The 20,336-nt window shown below is 31.3% G+C and carries 21 protein-coding genes; 8 read left to right on the top strand and 13 right to left on the bottom strand.

Translation table 11 applies throughout. The features are described 5' to 3' along the window. Positions 1–195: 195 nt before the first annotated feature. Positions 196–606 carry a hypothetical protein gene (locus tag A5893_RS00585; RefSeq protein ID WP_068820599.1) on the top strand — a complete coding sequence of 137 codons (411 nt, stop codon included), beginning with the start codon at positions 196–198 and terminating at the stop codon, positions 604–606. Between the two features lie 43 nt (positions 607–649). Beyond that, positions 650–1,105 carry a DUF1801 domain-containing protein gene (locus A5893_RS00580; RefSeq protein ID WP_068820598.1) on the top strand — a complete coding sequence of 152 codons (456 nt, stop codon included), beginning with the start codon at positions 650–652 and terminating at the stop codon, positions 1,103–1,105. A gap of 6 nt (positions 1,106–1,111) precedes the next feature. Here the strand turns inward: A5893_RS00580 and A5893_RS00575 are convergent, their stop codons facing one another. From A5893_RS00575 to A5893_RS00550, 6 genes are all read right to left on the bottom strand, one after another. Then, positions 1,112–2,137, bottom strand: coding sequence for a bifunctional riboflavin kinase/FAD synthetase (locus A5893_RS00575; protein ID WP_068820597.1), 1,026 nt, complete (start codon positions 2,135–2,137; stop codon positions 1,112–1,114). Positions 2,138–2,268: 131 nt separating this feature from the next. Continuing rightward, positions 2,269–2,991: a tRNA pseudouridine(55) synthase TruB gene (gene truB, locus A5893_RS00570; RefSeq protein WP_068820596.1), complete on the bottom strand. Its 723-nt coding sequence runs from the start codon at positions 2,989–2,991 to the stop codon at positions 2,269–2,271. After that, positions 2,991–3,785, bottom strand: coding sequence for an undecaprenyl-diphosphate phosphatase (locus A5893_RS00565; protein WP_068820595.1), 795 nt, complete (start codon positions 3,783–3,785; stop codon positions 2,991–2,993). The genes truB and A5893_RS00565 overlap by 1 nt, the downstream gene beginning before the upstream one ends. Continuing rightward, a complete protein-coding gene (locus tag A5893_RS00560; RefSeq protein ID WP_068820594.1) occupies positions 3,782–4,018 on the bottom strand; it encodes a DUF3098 domain-containing protein in 237 nt (78 codons plus the stop codon). The genes A5893_RS00565 and A5893_RS00560 overlap by 4 nt, the downstream gene beginning before the upstream one ends. A gap of 2 nt (positions 4,019–4,020) precedes the next feature. Continuing rightward, positions 4,021–4,899, bottom strand: a complete 879-nt coding sequence (locus tag A5893_RS00555; protein ID WP_068820593.1) for a cell division protein FtsX — start codon at positions 4,897–4,899, stop codon at positions 4,021–4,023. 143 nt (positions 4,900–5,042) lie between these two features. Then, complete coding sequence (locus tag A5893_RS00550) at positions 5,043–5,306, bottom strand: VF530 family protein (protein WP_068820592.1); 264 nt, start codon at positions 5,304–5,306, stop codon at positions 5,043–5,045. A gap of 93 nt (positions 5,307–5,399) precedes the next feature. Here A5893_RS00550 and A5893_RS00545 point away from each other — a divergent pair, with 93 nt between their 5' ends. Continuing rightward, complete coding sequence (locus A5893_RS00545) at positions 5,400–6,635, top strand: cation:proton antiporter (protein ID WP_068820591.1); 1,236 nt, start codon at positions 5,400–5,402, stop codon at positions 6,633–6,635. A gap of 89 nt (positions 6,636–6,724) precedes the next feature. Here A5893_RS00545 and A5893_RS00540 read toward each other — a convergent pair whose 3' ends face one another. Next, entirely contained in the window at positions 6,725–7,651 is a 927-nt protein-coding gene (locus A5893_RS00540) for a DUF58 domain-containing protein (protein WP_068820590.1), read from the bottom strand. 131 nt (positions 7,652–7,782) lie between these two features. Further along, complete coding sequence (locus A5893_RS00535) at positions 7,783–9,273, bottom strand: FG-GAP repeat domain-containing protein (protein WP_068820589.1); 1,491 nt, start codon at positions 9,271–9,273, stop codon at positions 7,783–7,785. A gap of 383 nt (positions 9,274–9,656) precedes the next feature. Between A5893_RS00535 and gyrB the strand changes: the two genes are divergently transcribed. Further along, entirely contained in the window at positions 9,657–11,618 is a 1,962-nt protein-coding gene (gene gyrB, locus A5893_RS00530) for a DNA topoisomerase (ATP-hydrolyzing) subunit B (RefSeq protein WP_068820588.1), read from the top strand. Between the two features lie 192 nt (positions 11,619–11,810). On the opposite strand, the gene rpsO is transcribed toward gyrB, so the two are convergent. Together rpsO and A5893_RS00520 are read right to left on the bottom strand one after the other, a co-directional pair. Further along, positions 11,811–12,095, bottom strand: coding sequence for a 30S ribosomal protein S15 (gene rpsO / locus A5893_RS00525; RefSeq protein WP_068820587.1), 285 nt, complete (start codon positions 12,093–12,095; stop codon positions 11,811–11,813). A 77-nt stretch (positions 12,096–12,172) separates the two neighbouring features. Next, positions 12,173–12,976, bottom strand: a complete 804-nt coding sequence (locus A5893_RS00520; protein ID WP_232456779.1) for a DUF547 domain-containing protein — start codon at positions 12,974–12,976, stop codon at positions 12,173–12,175. A gap of 116 nt (positions 12,977–13,092) precedes the next feature. Here A5893_RS00520 and A5893_RS00515 point away from each other — a divergent pair, with 116 nt between their 5' ends. Next, entirely contained in the window at positions 13,093–13,800 is a 708-nt protein-coding gene (locus tag A5893_RS00515; protein WP_068820586.1) for a TIGR04283 family arsenosugar biosynthesis glycosyltransferase, read from the top strand. Between the two features lie 3 nt (positions 13,801–13,803). Continuing rightward, entirely contained in the window at positions 13,804–14,862 is a 1,059-nt protein-coding gene (locus A5893_RS00510) for a VOC family protein (RefSeq protein WP_068820585.1), read from the top strand. On the opposite strand, the gene A5893_RS00505 is transcribed toward A5893_RS00510, so the two are convergent. After that, a complete protein-coding gene (locus A5893_RS00505; protein ID WP_068820584.1) occupies positions 14,852–16,060 on the bottom strand; it encodes a 1-acyl-sn-glycerol-3-phosphate acyltransferase in 1,209 nt (402 codons plus the stop codon). The genes A5893_RS00510 and A5893_RS00505 overlap by 11 nt on opposite strands. A gap of 63 nt (positions 16,061–16,123) precedes the next feature. On the opposite strand from A5893_RS00505, the gene A5893_RS00500 reads away from it, so the two are divergent. Together A5893_RS00500 and A5893_RS00495 are read left to right on the top strand one after the other, a co-directional pair. Beyond that, positions 16,124–16,843, top strand: coding sequence for a class I SAM-dependent methyltransferase (locus tag A5893_RS00500; RefSeq protein ID WP_068820583.1), 720 nt, complete (start codon positions 16,124–16,126; stop codon positions 16,841–16,843). Beyond that, positions 16,840–17,256 (top strand): acyl-CoA thioesterase, encoded by a 417-nt coding sequence (locus A5893_RS00495; protein ID WP_068820582.1) that lies wholly within the window; start codon positions 16,840–16,842, stop codon positions 17,254–17,256. The genes A5893_RS00500 and A5893_RS00495 overlap by 4 nt, the downstream gene beginning before the upstream one ends. A 36-nt stretch (positions 17,257–17,292) precedes the next feature. Here A5893_RS00495 and A5893_RS00490 read toward each other — a convergent pair whose 3' ends face one another. Both A5893_RS00490 and A5893_RS00485 read right to left on the bottom strand, forming a co-directional pair. After that, positions 17,293–18,465 carry a carboxypeptidase-like regulatory domain-containing protein gene (locus tag A5893_RS00490; RefSeq protein ID WP_068820581.1) on the bottom strand — a complete coding sequence of 391 codons (1,173 nt, stop codon included), beginning with the start codon at positions 18,463–18,465 and terminating at the stop codon, positions 17,293–17,295. Between the two features lie 286 nt (positions 18,466–18,751). Next, entirely contained in the window at positions 18,752–20,302 is a 1,551-nt protein-coding gene (locus A5893_RS00485) for a M20/M25/M40 family metallo-hydrolase (protein WP_068820580.1), read from the bottom strand. Positions 20,303–20,336 lie beyond the last annotated feature (34 nt).

The following is a 20,336-nucleotide window of genomic DNA, read 5'->3' as shown; positions in this document are numbered from 1 at the left end:
AAAGAATGGCTACAGGTAACGTCAGGTTTAAAAAGTTTCGGGCAAAGTGCTTTTACTCCCATCAACTTTTTTTATTTATTTTGGTGCTGGCAAACAAGTTTTTGCAAGTAAAATCGCAATTCTTTAAACCTGCCATCCATTAGTGTTAACACTATGACAAAAACTAACTTTAAACGAAAATTAGAATATTAAGCCATGAAAAACATTTTATTTGTTATGCTTTTAACTTCTTTTTCAATCCTTTATTCCTGTGAAAAAGACAATCAAAAAGTTGAAATAATTGCAGAACAAATTCAAGGTTCATGGGAATTGAAAACAACTGTTAATGGTTCAACCGGAAAATCAGAGAATTTTCCAAAAGGGAACGGGAATATTTTGGATTTCACAAACTTAAATTATAAAATTTATTCCAACGGGACACTTCTAAAAAATGGAACTTTTAAAATTGTAAAAGAAGAATCAATTCTCACGAAAGAAATTGTTGACAAAATTATTTACGATAATGAAAGTAATTCAGTGAAAATTTCAGTGAAAATCGAAAATGAAAAACTTGTTTATACAGTTGACGCTTTTGACGGACCTTCTTCCATTTACGAAAGGAAATAAGTAGTACCACTAACAAAAGGTTTAAAACCTAACAATTAAAAAGATGAAATCAGAATCTTTAACGCCAGATATTTACATAGAAAACTTACCAGAAGAAAGAAAAGATATTTTTAAGAAACTGAGAAAAGTAATACTTGATAATTTACCAGAAGGGTTTACCGAGACAATTAGTTACGGCATGATTGGATATGGTATTCCACATTCTATCTATCCAAAAGGTTATCATTGCAATCCAAAATTGCCTTTACCTTTTTTAAGTATTGCTTCCCAAAAGAATTTCATTGCTGTTTATCACATGGGTATTTATGCGGATAAAAGCTTATATGATTGGTTTATAAATGAATATCCAAAATTTTCTGTCTCAAAATTAGATATAGGAAAAAGTTGCATCAGGTTTAAAAAAACAAATGAAATCCCTTTAGATTTAATCGCAGAATTAGTGAGAAAAATGAGCCCAAAAGAATGGATTGAGCTTTATGAAACTGCATTTAAGAAATAATAAATTCTAGATTTTCTCAAAATAAGCCAAAGTAGCTTCTTTATCTTTTCCCAATTGCTCGGTTAACTTTGCTAAACCTTCAAACTTTACATCATGACGGATAAAATGTAGAAAATCCATTTTAATAGTTTGATGATAGATATCTTCTGAAAAATCAAAAATATTTACTTCTATGTTTTGGCTCAATCCGTTTATGGTTGGACGGTGGCCAATATAAGCCATCCCTTTATAGAATTTAGTATTGAGTATTGAGTATTGAGTATCAAGATTTGAAGGTTTAGAATTTATGGGTTGATAAGGATTATGCAATTCTTGATTCTTGTTTTTATTCTCTTGAATTTCTACTGTAACTGCGTAAATCCCGTCAGAAGGAATAAGTTTATAGTTTTCCTCAACAAATAAATTTGCTGTTGGATAACCTAAAGTCCTGCCAATTTGATCGCCTTTAATTACTTTTCCGCATAAAACAAACGGATGTCCCATTAATTCATTGGCATCATCAACATCGCCTTTGGCTAAAGATTTTCTAATTCTTGTAGAAGAAACCGCTAAATCTTTAATGTCTTCTTCGGGAATCTCATTTATTTGATAATCATAAACTTCACTAAATTCCTGAAGTTCTGCAAAACTCCCTTTTCTATCTTTCCCAAAGCGGTGATCATAACCTATTACAATAGATTTCATACCTATTTGCCCAACCAAAATATCTTTAATATAATCTTGCGGACTTTGATTAGAAAAATCTCTGGTAAACGGAGTAATAATTAAATGATCAACGCCAAAATCCTGCAGCAATTTTGCTTTCTCAGGCATCGTATTGATCATCTTTATTTGATGATCTTCTGGATTTAGGATCATCCTGGGATGAGGAAAAAAAGTAAGGATAACAGATTCGCCTCCAATTTCTTTTGCTTCCTCTATCAATTTTTTGATGATTTTTTGATGACCCAAATGCACACCGTCAAAAGTACCGATGGTAACCACGGCATTTTTTAACCTTTTAAAATCATTAATATGATGGTAGATGTGCATTATTGATGTTGATTTTGCTTTCAGTTACTTCAAGGAAAGTCTTAATATTAATTCTTAAACCTATTTGTGTGATGTCTCCTTTGTCGACATGACGGGCGACTTTTTACTTTTTACTTTTTACTTCCAAAACTCTACTTAAAGTCTTCTTCAGTCTTAATTTCCCTAATATGATTTACCAGTTCCATAATTTCAAACGCATCTTCTAACTTAAAGTTTCCGCTGCGTGTTCTTTTCAATTTGGAAAGATGAGCGCCATTATTTAGTTTCTCTCCAAAATCTTTAGCTAAAGATCGGATGTAAGTTCCTTTGGTGCAAACTACCCTAAAATCAACTTCTGGTAATTCAATTTTAGTAATCTCAAATTCTTTGATAGTTACCTTTCTCGATTTCAATTCTACATCTTCTCCCCTTCTTGCTTTTAAATATAAGCGTTCTCCATCAACTTTTATAGCAGAATGAGCCGGAGGAAATTGGTCTAAATCGCCAATAAAATGTTTGCAGTTATCTAAAATTTGTGCTTCTGTGATATTAGAAATATCGAACGTTTGATCAATTTCTGTTTCTAAATCATAAGATGGAGTGGTAGCACCTAATGTAAAAGTTCCTGTATATTCCTTTTCTTCAGCTTGGTAAGTGTCAATTTGTTTGGTGAGTTTGCCAGTACAAATAATCAATAAACCGGTTGCTAAAGGATCTAAAGTACCGGCATGACCGACTTTTAATTTTAGCGGCTTAAAAGAATTGCGGAGTTTACCGACTACATCAAAAGATGTCCATGTATAAGGTTTATTTAAAAGTAAAACCTCGCCTTCTTTAAAATTAAATTTCGGGAATTGCTTCTCATTTTCACTCATTAAATAATCTTTAAAGAATGTCCGCTTAAAAGCAAAATAATAATAATAGTTCCTACAATTACACGGTAAATTCCGAATGCCCTGAAACCATATTTTGTTAAATAACCAATAAAGCTTTTAATAGCGATTAAGGCCACTACAAAACCAATTACATTACCAATTAACAATAAATTAAGTTGTTGAGAATTGATGGTATGGCCATCTTTATAAAAATCAAAAAGTTTTTTTGCCGTTGCTGCAAACATGGTTGGCACTGCCAAAAAGAAAGAAAATTCTGCTGCTGCTTTTCGAGTTAATTTCTGAGTCATACCGCCGACAATAGATGCTCCAGAACGAGAAATTCCAGGAATCATGGCTAAACATTGAAAAATACCAATCTTAACAGCTGTCGGATAAGAGATTTGATCGGCATTATCTAAAGTTGCATTCTTAAAATAAAGATCCACAAATATTAATATGATACCACCCAAAACTAACGAAACTGCGACTGTTAATGGGCTTTCTAATAATTCATCAATTTTTTTGCTGAACAATAAACCAAAAATTACAGCTGGGATAAAAGCTGCTAAAAGTTTAAAATAGAAATCGAAACTTTTAAAAAAACGTTTCCAGTATAATACTACTACAGAAAGTATAGTTCCTAACTGGATGGCGACCGTAAATAACTTTACAAAATCATCTGATTGGATGCCCATCAATGAAGATGCAATAATCATGTGTCCAGTTGAAGAAACTGGCAAAAACTCTGTAAGACCTTCAATAATGGCCAGTACAATTACCTCAAAAATGTTCATATTTTATCTGGAGACTTTCTGAAGATTGCAAAAAATCCTAAAATAAAACCCCCAATTATAACAATTGGAGCCAAAACAATTTTCCTAAAACTGTAAATATCCGTTGTGCCACTCATCAATATAAAGCCAATAATAACAACCACAATACTTGCAATTAAAAGCTGATAATTTTGCTTTCCAAAAACGAAATGTACGGTTCCGCTTTCTACATTTTTAACTGGTTTTTGAGCCATGATTATCTATATAAATCTTGTGTTTTTAATCCTAAATATTTAGTTACTGCAAAGTAGGTGCTTATTCCTGATATCAAAATACCAACGCCAATTACTCCTAAAAATACAACTCCAAATTCTGTAAAGTCGGTTAATATTACCAATTCTGGAATTTCTTTTTGAGCGAAATATAACGTTAACACTAATAAAATTATCGCAATTAAACCAGCAATAAAGCCATGTAAAATGCCATAGTTTATAAATGGTTTTCTGATAAAACCACGTGTTGCACCCACCAATTGCATACTTTTTATGATGAATCTTTGCGAGTAAATTGCTAAACGAATGGTATTATTGATTAATGCAACTGCAATTATTAATAGAACGCCTCCGAAACCTAAAATCACCAAAGAAATGGTACGGATATTTTGGTTAATCATATCAACCAAAGATTTTTGATAACGCACCTCGTTAATCATTGGGTTCTTTTGCAATTGTTTACTTAAAACATCTATGCTTTGATTATTTGCATAATCTGCTTTCATATAAACATCAATAGAAGAAAGTAGCGGATTATAACCTAAAAATTTAATAAAATCTTCGCCTAAATCTTGAGTTAAATTTCTAGCAGCCAGTTCTTTACTGATATATTGAGTGCTTTTTACATAATTATTTGCTTCAATCTGTTTTTGCAATTGCAATACTTCTACCTCTTTAGTTCCTTCGTTTATGATTACGTTTAAAACGATATTTTCTTTTACGTAATTAGATAACTTACGTCCGTGAACTAAAATTAAACCTAATAAACCCACCATTAAAAGCACCAAAGAAATGCTAATTACGGTAGAAATATAAATGGTTTTGGTTTTTCTTGCTGCTCGGCTGTCTTCAAATTCTTCCATAAACAAATATTAATCTGCGAAATTAACAAATAGGTACTTAAAATAAGCATCATTAAAAAGGAATATCAGAATATTAACGTTTTTTAGCATTTGTTTAAACAGTTGATAGCCATAAATAAGTGCATTTATTTTGCTAAAAAGTATTATTTACCTTCATCCAAATTTTTAAACTTCTCTATTCTCATGATATTATAGAGATATAGATATTCTACTTTTGCTCTTGCCCAAGGTGTTTTTCTTAAAAAAGTTAAGCTTGATTTAATGGTTGGATTTTTTGAAAAACAATTGATTGGAATTTGTTTAGCCATTTTCTCCCAACCCACATAAGCAACCAATTCCGTTAAAATAGTTTCTAATTTAATGCCATGTAGAGGATTATTTTGTTGGGATTGATCAGGCTTGTTCATTGTTTCAAATAAAATCTTGTTTTAAAATTAAACAAATAAAAACCAATATTAACTTTGAGTTTTTACATTTATCTAAAATCCACAGCAAAACAAATGAGTTTATACCATACATTTTCCATACTTATAGTTGTATCGGCTTTTTTTGCCTATTTTAATTACAGATATCTAAAGCTTCCTTCATCAATAGGGTTAATGCTTATTGCGCTTGTAAGCTCTATTTGTTTAGTTATTACAGGTAAATTATTTAATTCCGCTCTCGATGATGTTACCTTATTTATCAGAAGTTTCGACTTCTCGGATTTGGTTCTAGGATCTATGTTAAGTTTCATGTTATTTGCTGGCGCCATCCATATTAATATTGATGATTTAAAAAAGCAGAAGATCCCGGTAATGGTTTTTAGTACTTTAAGCGTACTTTTTTCTACATTCTTAGTGGGTAGCATTGCCTTTTTCATTCTGCCTTTTTTCGGGTTTAATATCTCTTATGTTAATTGCTTGTTATTTGGATCTTTAATTTCACCAACCGACCCTATTGCAGTCTTAGGAATACTAAAAGAAACAAAAGTTCCCAAATCTTTAGAAACAAAAATTGCAGGTGAATCTCTTTTTAATGACGGTGTTGCTGTTGTTATTTTTATAACCATTTGGGAAGCAGCAAAATCGCCAACATTACCTACTTTTTTAGAAATAGGCGAACTTTTTTTAAGGGAGGCTATTGGCGGAATGCTATTAGGTTTTATAGTAGGTTATATTGGTTTTAGGTTAATGCGCAGCATTGATAATTACAAAGTGGAGGTTATGATAACTTTAGCAATTGTAATGGGTGGTTATACATTGGCCAGTTTTATTCATGTTTCTGGTCCTTTGGCAATGGTTGTAGCTGGAATATTAGTAGGTAATCATGGTAAAAAATATGCAATGTCAAACCAAACAAGCGAATACATTTCTAAATTTTGGGAGTTGATAGATGATATTTTAAATGCACTCCTTTTTGTTTTAATAGGTTTAGAATTATTGATTATCGAGGATATTCAGATTTTTGTTTGGGTAGGGATTGCCATGATATTTATCATTTTATTGATAAGATATGTATCCGTTTTAATCCCTTCATTACTGATTAGGTTTACAGATAAATTTGAACATAAAACGGTGATGGTTTTAACTTGGGGAGGTTTAAGGGGTGGGATTTCTATTGCTTTGGCTTTATCTTTAACCCCAGATTTAGATAAAGACCTTTGGGTTTCCGTCACTTATTTTGTAGTAGCTTTTTCTATTTTAATTCAGGGATTAACCATTGGTAAGTTTACAAAGAGATTAAAATTTGGTTAACCTTAAAAGGCAAAAGCTTGATACATAAGGTTCATAACTTAAAAATCAGCTTTTTGCTTTAGGTATTTTGCTTTCAGCCTTAGAATAAATCAATTCATCCCGTTTCTTTTTATTAACCAAGCATTTAAAACGGGATAAAATCCATCCTCTAAATTAGCATCAATTAAATCAACTTTATATTGAGCGCATTTTAATGCTATCTCTTTTTTAAAATCTGCCATTTTAACCGTGTACATCTCTTTAAATTGACTTGGATTCAATTTTATTTGTTCATTTGTTTCCATGTCGATAAAATGATAAGGACGATTTTCAAAATCAAAATCTATCTCATGTTTTTTATCATGAATATTAAAAATAATGACCTCGTTTTTGAGATATTTTAAATGTTGTATTGCCGAAAATATTTCTTGTAAACCATCTCCATCTAAACTATTTTGGAATAAATCTGAAAAAAGCACCACTAAAGAACGTTTATGGATTTGCTCGGCAATAAGATGTAAATTTTTAATGATTTCGGTTTGTTTGCTTTTTAAAGAATTTGAATCCAAATAACCATTTAATTCACTTAAAATATATTTTTGATGAACGGTCGTTGACTTTGTTGGGGTATGAAATTCTATTTCCTCAGCAAAAAGACTCACTCCAAAAGCATCTCTTTGTTTTTTTAATAAGTTGATTATTGCAGCCGCAGATAAACAGGAAAACTGAAATTTATTTAATCCTTTTTCTGGATAATACATTGATGCAGAATGGTCTATTAAAATTTGACATCTTAAATTAGTTTCTTCCTCAAATCTTTTAACAAATAGTTTATCAGTTTTTGCAAATAATTTCCAGTCGATATTTTTAATGGAATCGCCTTCATTATATAAACGATGTTCTGCAAATTCTACCGAAAAACCGTGGAAAGGACTTTTGTGAAGTCCAGTTATAAAACCTTCCACAATCTGTTGTGCCAATAATTCAAGATTACCGAAACTTACCAGATCGTCTAAATCAATCTCCTTACTTTGCATTTTTAAAATTAATGAAATATTAATTAGAATAAAGACCGCTTCGCTGAAAGAATAAAGATTGTAGGTATTACATAAATAAAAAAAGCAGATAAGAAAAATCTTATCTGCTTAACACTATAACCAACAATAAACTATTTCTTTGAGAATATCCCTCCGTTATTTATCCATTCTAATCCGTAAGATTTATCATCCGTTGTGATGTCTAAATCTCCATCACCATCAACATCTTGCACTCTTAACCAATTAATATAACTTGCGGAAGCATCCTTATTTCCTGTTAAAACTTTGCTACTTACGTCTTCAAATGAAGTTCCGTTGTTCTTTAAAATTTGTAAATTATACCCTTTGTAATAGGCTTGTGCACTACTGCCATCGCCTGTACGGGTAACCAATAAATCCATTTTACCGTCTTTATCATAGTCTATAAAATCAATATCCAGCACTACTCCAAAACCATCAACCTTTGGCAAATTTGCCATTCTATCTGTGATGTAATTTCCACTGGCATTGCCAAATAAGACCATGCTTTTAGCGCTTAACTGCTCATTACCTGCAGTTACTAAATCCAGATAACCATCGCCATTAATATCATACAATTCAGAGACAAAATATCTTACATTATAAAATGAATTTGGATATATATCTTGCTCGACACGGAAATTACCACTACCATCGTTTACCATAAACTTGCTTGTTGATTGATTAGTTGTTACAAACAAATCAACATCTCCATCATTGTCAATATCACCAGCAGTTACAGAACCATAATATTCTGCCTTTAATCCTAAATCTTTTGTCTCAAACTTTCCATTTTTGTTCATTAAAACTTTAACAGTTTCTCCAGAAAAAGGACTTTTATCAAAGCCGGTCCCTGCAATAACAACATCTAACCAACCATCATTATTTAAATCTGCAACGATGATTTTTTTGCCATTTAACATTTTGGGTACGCTTCCAGTAAAAACACTTTGGTCTTTATCAAAAGAAAAAGTATTGTTTTTAAAAAACTCCACATCAACTCCAGAGTTTCCGTAAGCATTTGCAGCTACAGCAATAATATCCATATCGCCATCTTTATCAAAATCTGCGTAAGCTCTTGCTATATAGGCATCTTTTGTATAACCGGTTTTAAAAATAGTAGTTGGAATTGCCTCAGATAAATCGATATAAAGTTTGTTGGTAATGTAATTTTGATAAGAAGCTGTTGCGTTAATTTTTGTATTTGGAGTAATGCCGATTAACAAAACACTTGGAAAGTATTTCTTTATTTCTTTAAAATTTTGGGCAACTACACTTATAGTGATTGTTTGAGTTAAATCAACAGGTGTTTTATCACTTTCTAAAACAACATCGCCTATTTTTAAAGTGGCTTTGTCTGATATTTTAAAAGTTGGAATTAATGCTTTCAGATTAATGCCTTTAGGCATTTCGATAGATACATTTGCACCATCTATAAAAGCTTTATAATCTTTATCTAACGCAGGATTATTTGCTTTTAAAAAATTGAATTCTATTAAATCTTTTTCAGATGAATATGGAGAAACCCCAGGTAATTGTTCTGAGGTACATGATGTAATAAATAGGGCAATTAATACATAAAAAAAGTAAGAGTGCTTTTTCATTTTGATAATTTTTATTGTGCTTAATATTTTATTGTTGGGATTTTGTACGAAAGAAAAATAAGAAGGTTACTATACAGGTCTGTTTTAAAATTATTAATTAACCTAGAAGAGATTTTTTTACTAAAGCCTTTGTTGATTGCGAGCGTTAACGATAGGAACGGCATCCTTTTTTTGCTCCTGCCATAAAGCAAATGGCAAAAAAAGATATAGTGAATAGCGTGTTAAAACGCCAAAATAAATTTCTTCTAAAACTTTAATTTTTAAAAGAAAAAACAAATAATTTAAATGTCTCTAGCTCATAACCAAACAGTCATAATTTTCTCCACAAGTTTCCGTATATGCCTTTAAAAACGTATTTTTACAGGTAAGACTTAAATTAAGAAATGAGCGAAGAACAGGAAGACAAATCAAATTATTCGGCGGATAATATCCAGGTTTTAGAAGGTTTAGAAGCGGTACGTAAACGCCCAGCCATGTATATTGGCGATACAGGTTTTAAAGGTTTACACCATTTAGTTTATGAAGTTGTAGATAACTCTATTGATGAGGCTTTAGCAGGTTATTGTACAGATATATATGTTACTATTCAAAAAGATAACTCTATAAAAGTTGTCGATAACGGTCGTGGTATCCCAACCGGTATGCACACTAAAGAAAAACGATCAGCATTAGAAGTGGTAATGACGGTTTTACACGCCGGTGGTAAATTTGATAAAGACACTTACAAGGTTTCTGGAGGTTTACACGGTGTAGGTGTAAGTTGTGTAAATGCACTTTCTATTCATTTAAGTGCAGAAATTCATAGTAGAGATGGTAAAATTTATATGCAAGAATATTCTTGCGGTAAACCTCAATACGATGTTAAAGAAGTTGGAACTTGTACTGATACAGGTACAATTATAACTTTTACTCCAGATGATAGTATTTTTACACAAACCACTGAATATAAGTTTGATACTTTAGCAGGAAGATTAAGAGAACTTGCTTTTTTAAATAAAGGAATCAAATTAACCTTAACGGATGAGCGTGAAACAAATGATGATGGTTCTTTTGTTTCTGAATTTTTCTACAGCGAAGGTGGTCTAAGAGAATTTGTGCGTTACCTTGATGATACACGTACTGCTTTAATCCCTGAGCCAATTTACATTGAGGGAGAAAAAAATGGAATTCCAGTAGAATTAGCTTTTACTTATAATAATTCTTATAGTGAAAATGTCCATTCTTATGTAAATAACATCAACACTATTGAGGGTGGAACTCACATTGCTGGTTTTAGAAGAGGTTTAACCCGTACTTTAAAATCTTATGCAGATAAATCTGGACTTTTAAAAAACTTGAAAATTGAAATTACTGGTGATGACTTTAGAGAAGGATTAACTGCGGTTATTTCTGTAAAAGTTCAAGAACCACAATTTGAAGGACAAACAAAAACTAAATTAGGAAACAATGAAGTAACCGGAGCAGTTGATATTGCTGTTGGTGAAGCTTTGGGTAACTTTTTAGAAGAAAATCCTAGAGAAGCAAAGCTGATTGTTGGCAAAGTAATTCTTGCGGCTACAGCCAGAGCTGCTGCCCGTAAGGCAAGAGAAATGGTTCAGCGTAAAAACGTAATGGGTGGTTCTGGTTTGCCAGGAAAACTAGCCGATTGTGCCAACAAAGATCCTTACGCTTGTGAATTATATTTAGTCGAGGGAGATTCTGCAGGTGGAACTGCTAAACAAGGCCGTAATCGTGATTTTCAAGCTATTTTACCTTTAAAAGGTAAAATATTAAACGTAGAAAAAGCGATGGAGCATAAAATCTACGAAAATGACGAGATCAAGAATATATTTACTGCTCTTGGTGTAAGTATCGGAACTGTAGATGATGATAAGAAACTGAATATCGATAAATTGAGATACCACAAAATCATCATCATGACGGATGCGGATATTGATGGTTCTCACATTACCACGCTTATCTTGACCTTCTTTTTTAGGTATATGAAAGATTTAATTGAATTTGGGAATGTTTACATTGCTGCGCCTCCTTTATATCAGGTTAAAAAAGGTAAAGATTTTGAATATTGCTGGAATGATGCTCAACGTGATATTGCAGTTCAACGTTTAAAAGGCGCAGGTAAAGAAGATAGCGTACACATACAACGTTATAAAGGTTTGGGAGAGATGAATGCAGAGCAACTTTGGGAAACTACTTTAAACCCTGAAACAAGAACGCTTAAACAAGTTACTATTGATAACGCAGCAGAATCTGATCATATTTTCTCTATGTTAATGGGCGATGAAGTTGCTCCTCGTAGAGAGTTTATTGAGAAAAACGCGAAATATGCTAAGATTGATGTTTAGGTAAATCACTAATTAATCTTTTAAAAGCCAATCCTTTAATTAGGGTTGGCTTTTTTGTTAAGATAAAATTAGTTTAAACAATGATTTAGACTTACGAAGTTTTAAAAACTTCGTAAGTCTTTTAATAAACTACCTCAACAAAAAAGCCATTTCCTTTATCAGGAAATGCTTTTAATTATTCTTAATAATAGATTAAATTGATTTGATAATATCCCTTAATCCTAATGCTTTGATAATAGCTCTGTATCTTTCGATATCAACCTTGAAAAGGTAAGCTAATAAAGCTCTTCTTTTACCAACTAGCTTTTGTAAAGATAATTGAGTTCCAAAATCTTTTCTGTTTTTCTTTAAATGACCAGTTAAATGAGCAATTCTATAAGTGAACAATGCTACCTGACCTTCTGCAGACCCAGTGTTGGTATCTACTCCTCCGTGTTGTGCGAAGATTTCTTTCTTCTTTTCTGTACTTAAATACATTCTTGAATAATATTAAAGTGATATAATTAATTAATAAGGATGCAAAGTACATTTAATTATCAATTATTCAAACGTTTTTATTTGGCGAAGTTGTCAATATCCAAACTCCAGTCATAATCTCCATAAGTAATTGTAGGATTACTATCTTCTGGAATCAATTTAAAGCTTTTCAAGATTTTCTTTTGTCCGCCTTTACCACCAAAATCTCCTCTGAAATAACTCATCAAAACGCTAGACTCAACTTCGTTTTTCTTTTCGCTATATTTTGTGAAATCAGTTAGATAAGATTTTGCAGCATTTTCTAATTGATTATATAACCCTTCTGGCTTATAACTTCTTACTGGAGGGCAACTTTTAGCACCGCAATTTAAAGCAAAATGTATTCTATAATCTCTATCATCAACCCTTAAATGACGTTCGAATGCTGAAGGTAACACTTTACGGATATATCCTAATCCAAATTTATATTGAGATTTACGAATCATTCCATTTTCTATATCATCAAAACTTAAAGTTTCGCCTGCTATTTTCACTTGTTTTTTACCAAAAAAAGCGTTTCTATCTTTAAACTGACTTTTATCCTTTTTCAATATCGCAATGATATAACCATTATAAACATTAATCCAAAAAGCTTTTTTATTAGCATCAGTTGGCAAACCTTCCATTAATTCCTTTTCTGTAACACTCTCCAACTTATCTTGTATTTCTTTTACAGATTTATTGGCTTTCAAGTTTTCTAGCATCTTTACAGAAAGATCATTATACATGGTAGACTCAACAGTTTTTTCTGTTTGAGGTTGAGGTTTCTTTATTCCGCAGCTTGTTGCAACTATAGAAATAAATGTAATTAGGGCAAAGGTTTTCATTTTTATTATATTCATGGTTTTGAATTTAAAATCTTATTTTATTTAAAAGACGTAATTTATATTAGTTTAGATTTTTAATAGATTTAATTTATTATTTTTTTCATTTAAATTAAATCCATTTGTATTAATATATGTTTTTAAGTATCATCATACCCACCTATAACGAGAGTGAAAATATCAGTGAATTATTGCTCCTTTTGCAAGAAATAAGCCGTAATGATATAGAAATTATTGTGGTTGATGGTGGAAGTACAGATGGAACCCAAAAGTTGATTGAGAATCACGAGGCAATACTTTTAAGCTCAAAAGAAAAAGGAAGGGCAAAACAAATGAATTTTGCTGCCAAAAAAGCTAAAGGAAATGTATTGTATTTCGTACATGCAGATACATTACCACCTAAATCTTTTTATGAAGATATAAAGCTTTCTATAGCAGAAGGTTTCCCTATGGGCTGTTATCGTTTTAAGTTTAATTCTGATAAAAAGTTATTAAAATTGAATTCTTATTTCACTCGTTTTGATAGGCTGATGTGTAGGGGCGGAGATCAATCCTTATTTATTACCAGAGAATTATTTGATGATTTAGGTGGCTACTGTGAAAATCATAAAGTGATGGAAGATTATGATATTATTTTACGGGCAAGAAAAAAACATCCTTTCAAAATTATACCTAAAGATGTAATTGTATCTGCTAGAAAATACGATTATAACAGCTATTTAAAAGTTAATTATGCAAATTTTGTTGCCTTTATGATGTTTTATGCAAAAGTAGATCACGATAAAATTATCAAATTTTATAAAAAGACATTGAACCACGAAAAGAACGAGCTGAAATACTAAAATATGAATAAGAAAATTTGTGGCATTCAGCAAGTTGGGATTAGTTATAAGGATATAAAAGAATCTTGGAAATGGTATAGAAAATACTTTGGGATGAACGTTCCTGTATTTGAAGATACTGCCGAAGCTGCTTTAATGTATCAATATACCGGAAATAAAGTACATAAAAGATATGCCGTTTTGGCTATGAATATGCAAGGCGGCGGCGGTTTTGAACTTTGGCAATTTAAAGATAGAAAACCTGTTGATAATCTTCAGCCAATTAAGATTGGTGATTTCGGAATCAACATTGTTAAAATTAAAGCTAAAAACGTTTCTGAAACTTATCAATTCTTTAAATCTGAAGGTTTAGATTTAAAAACTGAATTGGTAAAATCGCCGGAAGGCAAGCTTCATTTTTATCTGATGGACCCTTATCAAAACTTATTTGAAATAGTAGAAAGTGAAGACTGGTTTTCAGAAAATAATGATTTAACGGGCGGTGTAAGTGGAATTACAATTGGTGTCTCTGATATTGATGCTTCATTAAAACTATATAAAGATATTTTAGATTACGATACTATAGCTTACGATAAAACTGAAAATTTTGAAGATTTAAAATCTTTAAATCAATCAGATACAGATTTTAGGAGAGTTTTATTAAGACATTCGGAAGAAAAATCTGGCGGTTTTAGCAAGCTTTTTGGAAAAACCGAGGTAGAGTTGATTGAAAGAAAAGATAAAACAGGAACTAAAGTTTATCAAAATAGGTTTTGGGGCGATAGTGGCTATATCCATGTTTGTTTTGATGTAATTGGCATGAACTTATTAAAAGATCAATGTGCAAAAGCGGGATTTAACTTTACGGTAGATAGCCAGAATAGTTTTGATATGGGAGAAGCCGCTGGGCATTTTTCATATATTGAAGATCCAGATGGTACTTTAATAGAATTTGTTGAGACACATAAAGTGCCTATTTTAAAGAAATGGGGAATTTATCTCAACATGAAAAAGAGAAACAGAGATAAAAATTTACCAGATTGGATGGTTAAGCTTTTAGGCTTAACTAAGGTTAAAGATTAAAATTACCTATTATTTCTTTTCTTAAGTCCAATAATTTAGGTAAAAATTCTTTTTTTCTAATCGATTTATACGTTATCGTTAATCTATTATAAACGTATGGATTAAAGAAAATAAGCATAAAAATTATCGAATTGAAAAATCCGAGAAACTGAACAGAAACAATCAAGAAAATAGAGGTATAAATCAAATAAACAAACATTCCTAAAATCATCCTAACCGCACCTTTAAACTGCAATTGTTTTATTTTTTTATTGATTATAAAACTGACTAAAGTTGCAGGTAAATAGTGAATTGCTTTTATTAGAAAATAAAATGGAATTACTAAAATTGATATAAATGGATTAATAATTGAGCCTTCTACAACAACTTCATCATTAATATTTAACTGATTTAAGTGCTTAAAATAGTTAGCGGTCTTAATCTTCAAATCCTCAAATAAAATTGAGTCAGTTAATCTCATGTGATCCAATTCTTTAATCACATGGAGTTGAGAGGTTACAAAACCCACTTTTAAATTATTCAAATTGATTTCTAAAGCTTGTTCATAAAACCCATCTTCAATTTCAGGGAGAATTAACATTTGGTGAGATATACCAACAATAGTTTTTGATAATAATAATTTAGAAAAAGAAATATAATCGTTTTGGGTTTCTTCTTTTATTAAATTAACATCAATTTGATTTTGAAACTGAAAAGAAACCTCAGAATAAAATTCCAAAGGATTGCTGTAATTTATGGTAACTGGTAATACTTGTAAATTTTGCATTTTACTGGCAAAAGCCATCTGCACAAATCCTGTTTTAAAAGTTCGCAAACGTTTTTCTACCACACAATTCCCTTCAGGAAAAATCAAAATTGCTCCGTTATTCTCTAAAATCTGTTGACACCTATCAAAAATAGCATCATTATTTTTGACTACTTCCCTCCCATCTCTAATCCGGTAAACAGGCATCATGTTAATTTTACCTAAAAACCATCTTTTAAATGGCGTGTTAAAAGCATCGGCCCTGGCCAAAAAATGAAGATTTCTTTTAAAAATAACTGCCATTAAAACGGCATCCATAAAAGAATTACCATGATTTGCACAAATAATTAGAGGTTTATTAGGGCTAACGTTTTCATAATCGTAAACCCTTATCTTTTTAAAATAAAGTTTAGCAGTAATTTTTAAAAGCCAATAAAAGAAAAAATACGTCATATATTAGGGCTTAAAGCTAACATTCTTTTAATTTTATATCGATTTAAAATTTAAAAACCGTTGATGCAAAAAGAGGAAATCAAAAAATATTTTTACGATAATTTTGAGCTTAATCCAGAGAAAAAGGATTACCTGGAAATCCATGCTAAACGTTTTGAAACTATTTTATCAACTATCGAAAATAAAAAATTTAATGCCATTTTAGATATTGGTCCCTCATTTTTGAGTGAGCTATTGTATCAAAAATTTGGAGAAAAATTAACCCTTTTAGGTTTTGATGGAGAAGTAAGCGAAGGAGGACATCTACCAAATTCTGCTATCTTAAAAAAAATAAAATTAATCAAACAAGACCTCAATTTTTTTAAGGCTTACGCCGAGGATTTACCTAAATACGATTTAATTATTTGCGCCGAAGTTATGGAGCATTTATATACATCACCAAAAATCCTTTTTAAAAACTTAAGTCATTTATTAAATAAAGAAGGTCTATTGATTATCCAAACGCCAAATGCAGTTGCCTTAAGAAAAAGATTGGCTCTATTTTTTGGAAAGAATCCTTTTGAAATGCTACGGGAAAATTTAGAGAATCCAGGACATTTTAGAGAATATACCGCAAAAGAACTTGTTGATTTAGGCAAAGAAAATGGATTAATCATTGAGCATTTTATCTTTGATGAATATTTTGAATATCCATCTACATTGTCAAAATTTTACCGTTCCTTTAAAGCCATTATCCCAAAAAACTTAAAAAGCGGAATCACTATTGTATTTAAAAAACCATGACTCCAACCTATAGCAGATTTAAAACCGAGTACAAAGTTAGACCAGATGATATTGATATGTTTTATCATGTTCATAACAGTAAATATTTAGATTATGTGCTAAACGCCCGTTACGAGCAAATGGAACTCTTTTACGGAATGAGCATGGAAAAATTCTTAGAAATGGGTTTTGGCTGGGTGGTAAAAACCGTAATGATAGATTATAAACGTCCGTTAGGTTTAGGAGATTCGTTTATAGTAGAAACTGGAATTGAGAGTATTAATAAAAGAGGTTGCAGAGTGACTTTTGAAATCACTAACAAGAAAACAAAAAAAACCAGCACTGATGGCTGGTTTGATTTTATAATGATTGATTTAAAAACCGGTAGAGGTGTAGAGGTTACCGAAAAAATGGTGAAACTTTATAGTGTTTAATTAAATTGTATTAAGCAACTGTTTTTAATTTAATTATCATTCCTTCAAAAATAATAACTCTTCTTTGCTGTTTAAAGTAGAAATCATACTTTCCCAAAAATTATAAGTAAAATTAGAGCCGTTTTTATATAAATACAATTTATTAAAAACATTGGTATTAGGTTTAATTACAGATTTATTTTGATAATCTGTAGCTAAAAACTCGCTTCGCAGTTCAGAAGTTTGGTTTACTCTTTTAGAAGCAATTGACACCTTAATTCCAAATTGCGAATAAAGCGGGTAATAATTATCATCAATATGTTTATACTTTACATAAAGATTTCTGTCTGTAACATTAACTGTTATGCCCAACATAGATACAGTTTTAAAAAACGGTACATTTGGAGTAGGACAAAATTTTGCCTCCATTTCTAAAATTAGATTTGTTTCTTTATCTATATAAATTACACCTTCATTTAGAGGAACTTTGGCTTCTAATTGAGGTTTAAAAGTGATTTTATATAATGGTTGGGCACCTTCAATTTCAACCAATTTAAAATTATAATTTTTAAAGTTGTTGCTGTCTAAAATACTTAATAAATTTGGGCGTATGTAAGATGGTAAGAGCGTTACAGGTATTTTACTATTAAGAGCGTCAATTTTATCATCTTCTTCTTTTAAATCTACTTCTTTAACCCTACTTTGGTCTATTTTAACGGTAATATCCGTTTTTCCCTTTTTATCTTTTTCTATAAAATAATTTAATAAACCATCAGAATATTTAGAAATTAGCGAATCTCTTTTTACTACCTCACGGTAATAACCTGATAGTAGAACTGGGCTATTAAATTTCTCTGAAGATGTTTTAGTGGCCAATATCAAAAGTTCTTTAATGGTGATTGGCTTAACAGTAACCTCGATAAGAATTATACTTTGAGGACTTAAATAAAATTTTTGGTTTTGCTTTGATAATTCTTTAAATGAATACTTTTTAAGCTGATATCCAAAACAGGATAATATTAAACTGTCATTTTTATCCTCTTTTATATTTAATTCAAAATTACCTTCAGAATTTGAGATTACCGTGTTTTTTGAAACCTGAATAACCGCATACGCAATTGGTTTAGAATTTAGACTATCCAATATTTGACCTGAGATTTTTTGTTGTGCAAAACAATCAGTGCTAACTACACCAATTAAAAATAATATCATTAATGGTATGATTCTCATAATATTAAATTAAATGATTTTGAAAATATCAGTTTTAAAAAAAGGAAATTGTTAAATAACAAGCTAAAATTTCTACTGCAAGTACTTGATTATGAAATTACTTAGGAAAAGCCTGTTTCCATAAATCATAATAATGTGTCTGTTTTAAAATCAAATCAGAATTGTTACCCTCTTCCACCACTTTTCCATTATCTAACACGTTTATTTTATCTGCATGAAATAGGTCAATCGTTTATGAAATATTTAGTGAGTTTAAGAAAACTACCATTGATTTAATTATTAGTATTTAATCCATTCCACCTAACCTAGTTGGAGAACGCTGAACTGGCCAAGCTGATGGTTTACCTGTTCTATTATCCATTGGCAATATACTTTTTACATTAGATGTTTTTTCTGGATCTTCAGATGCCATGTAAGCTAAAATTGCAGTTAGAATAGCATTACTTTGTACATCATCAAAAACAATTTTATCGTAAGTATCTCTGTTAGTGTGCCATGTATAATTACCATAAGCCCAACTGGTAGAACTTAATGAAAAAGCTGGTGCGCCGGCTGCTACAAAAGAAGCGTAATCAGAACCGCCCCCACCTGGCGTACCTGGAAAGTTAGTTTTGATTTGATTTTTAATTTCTGTTGGAACTGGATATAACCATCTTCCTAAATAATCGTAAGCGTTTAAAAATCCTTGACCAGATAAATCTACTACTCTTCCTGTACCGTTATCTTGATTAAACACCGCTTGAATGTTTTTAACAATTTCGGGATGATCCTCAACGAAAGCCCTTGAGCCATTTAAACCTTGTTCTTCACTGCCCCAATGTCCTACTAAAATGGTACGTTTTGGATTTGGATAAACTTTCTTCAAAATTCGCATCGCTTCCATCATGGTAATTGTTCCGGTCCCGTTATCGGTTGCACCGCTAGCACCATCCCAGGAATCAAAATGTGCAGAAAGGATTACATATTCATCAGGTTTTTCTGATCCTTTAATTTCTGCAATGGTATTAAAAACAGGCACTTTGCCCATTTCTTTACTTTCTGCAACTATTTTAAGTTTTGGTGTATTGCCCGATTCTGCCAAACGATATAACATTCCATAATCTTCTAGTGAAATATCTACTGAAGGAATTTTCTTGGTATAGGCACTAAATATTTTATTTACACCAAATCCTGCCGACCAATAAGAAGTAACAACACCAGCAGCTCCAGCATTTTCTAAAGCTAATGGTAAAGTTCGGGAAGTGAAACCTGTTTTACGAATACGATTTGCCCAAGCTTTAGTCATTTCGGCTCGTTCGGTTTTCATTTTCTCGATAGATTCTTTGGTACCAAATGTTTCCCAATTATCATCAGGGCGTCCCGTTGGTTGTAACATGGAAACCATTACTAACTTTCCCTTTACATTTGGCAACCAATTGCTAAATGCAGTAGAATCTGCTAAATCTGGGAGAATAATAACTTCTGCTGTTACTCCTTTAGATGATGTAGAAGGGTTCCAAGCCAGTTGTGTGCCTTCTAAAGATTTTACTCTAGGCGAAACCATATCAATATGGGTAATGCCACGTTGCCATCCACGCCATTCGCCCCATTTTTCATTTTTAGCATTGATGCCCCAATCGGTATATTTTTTTACAGCCCAATCATTTGCTTGTTTCATTTGTGGAGAGCCTACTAAACGGGGACCAATGAAATCCGTGAGCTCATGGGCGAGCATTTTTAATTGGGAATTTTCTTTTTCTTCCTTAACAATTTGATCTATAATAGGATTTTTTGTTTGGGCAAAAACAGATAAACTGGTAATTAGAAATGCATTGAATAAGTAAATTCTTAGTTTCATATTATTGACTTTTGGTTTTATTAAAAAGCAATTT

Origin of the sequence: Pedobacter psychrophilus (genome assembly GCF_001652725.1) — a bacterium.
GTDB lineage: Bacteria > Bacteroidota > Bacteroidia > Sphingobacteriales > Sphingobacteriaceae > Pseudopedobacter > Pseudopedobacter psychrophilus.
The sequence above is the reverse complement of the archived record's forward strand: the minus strand, read 5'-3'. Positions and strand labels throughout refer to the sequence as shown.

Bases quoted from the DNA above. Each gene is read 5' to 3' on its own strand.
- A5893_RS00585 (WP_068820599.1), top strand. From the start codon at position 196: ATGAAAAACATTTTATTTGTTATGCTTTTAACTTCTTTTTCAATCCTT.
- A5893_RS00580 (WP_068820598.1), top strand. From the start codon at position 650: ATGAAATCAGAATCTTTAACGCCAGATATTTACATAGAAAACTTACCA.
- A5893_RS00575 (WP_068820597.1), bottom strand. From the start codon at position 2,137: ATGCACATCTACCATCATATTAATGATTTTAAAAGGTTAAAAAATGCC.
- truB (WP_068820596.1), bottom strand. From the start codon at position 2,991: ATGAGTGAAAATGAGAAGCAATTCCCGAAATTTAATTTTAAAGAAGGC.
- A5893_RS00565 (WP_068820595.1), bottom strand. From the start codon at position 3,785: ATGAACATTTTTGAGGTAATTGTACTGGCCATTATTGAAGGTCTTACA.
- A5893_RS00560 (WP_068820594.1), bottom strand. From the start codon at position 4,018: ATGGCTCAAAAACCAGTTAAAAATGTAGAAAGCGGAACCGTACATTTC.
- A5893_RS00555 (WP_068820593.1), bottom strand. From the start codon at position 4,899: ATGGAAGAATTTGAAGACAGCCGAGCAGCAAGAAAAACCAAAACCATT.
- A5893_RS00550 (WP_068820592.1), bottom strand. From the start codon at position 5,306: ATGAACAAGCCTGATCAATCCCAACAAAATAATCCTCTACATGGCATT.
- A5893_RS00545 (WP_068820591.1), top strand. From the start codon at position 5,400: ATGAGTTTATACCATACATTTTCCATACTTATAGTTGTATCGGCTTTT.
- A5893_RS00540 (WP_068820590.1), bottom strand. From the start codon at position 7,651: ATGCAAAGTAAGGAGATTGATTTAGACGATCTGGTAAGTTTCGGTAAT.
- A5893_RS00535 (WP_068820589.1), bottom strand. From the start codon at position 9,273: ATGAAAAAGCACTCTTACTTTTTTTATGTATTAATTGCCCTATTTATT.
- gyrB (WP_068820588.1), top strand. From the start codon at position 9,657: ATGAGCGAAGAACAGGAAGACAAATCAAATTATTCGGCGGATAATATC.
- rpsO (WP_068820587.1), bottom strand. From the start codon at position 12,095: ATGTATTTAAGTACAGAAAAGAAGAAAGAAATCTTCGCACAACACGGA.
- A5893_RS00520 (WP_232456779.1), bottom strand. From the start codon at position 12,976: ATGAATATAATAAAAATGAAAACCTTTGCCCTAATTACATTTATTTCT.
- A5893_RS00515 (WP_068820586.1), top strand. From the start codon at position 13,093: ATGTTTTTAAGTATCATCATACCCACCTATAACGAGAGTGAAAATATC.
- A5893_RS00510 (WP_068820585.1), top strand. From the start codon at position 13,804: ATGAATAAGAAAATTTGTGGCATTCAGCAAGTTGGGATTAGTTATAAG.
- A5893_RS00505 (WP_068820584.1), bottom strand. From the start codon at position 16,060: ATGACGTATTTTTTCTTTTATTGGCTTTTAAAAATTACTGCTAAACTT.
- A5893_RS00500 (WP_068820583.1), top strand. From the start codon at position 16,124: ATGCAAAAAGAGGAAATCAAAAAATATTTTTACGATAATTTTGAGCTT.
- A5893_RS00495 (WP_068820582.1), top strand. From the start codon at position 16,840: ATGACTCCAACCTATAGCAGATTTAAAACCGAGTACAAAGTTAGACCA.
- A5893_RS00490 (WP_068820581.1), bottom strand. From the start codon at position 18,465: ATGAGAATCATACCATTAATGATATTATTTTTAATTGGTGTAGTTAGC.
- A5893_RS00485 (WP_068820580.1), bottom strand. From the start codon at position 20,302: ATGAAACTAAGAATTTACTTATTCAATGCATTTCTAATTACCAGTTTA.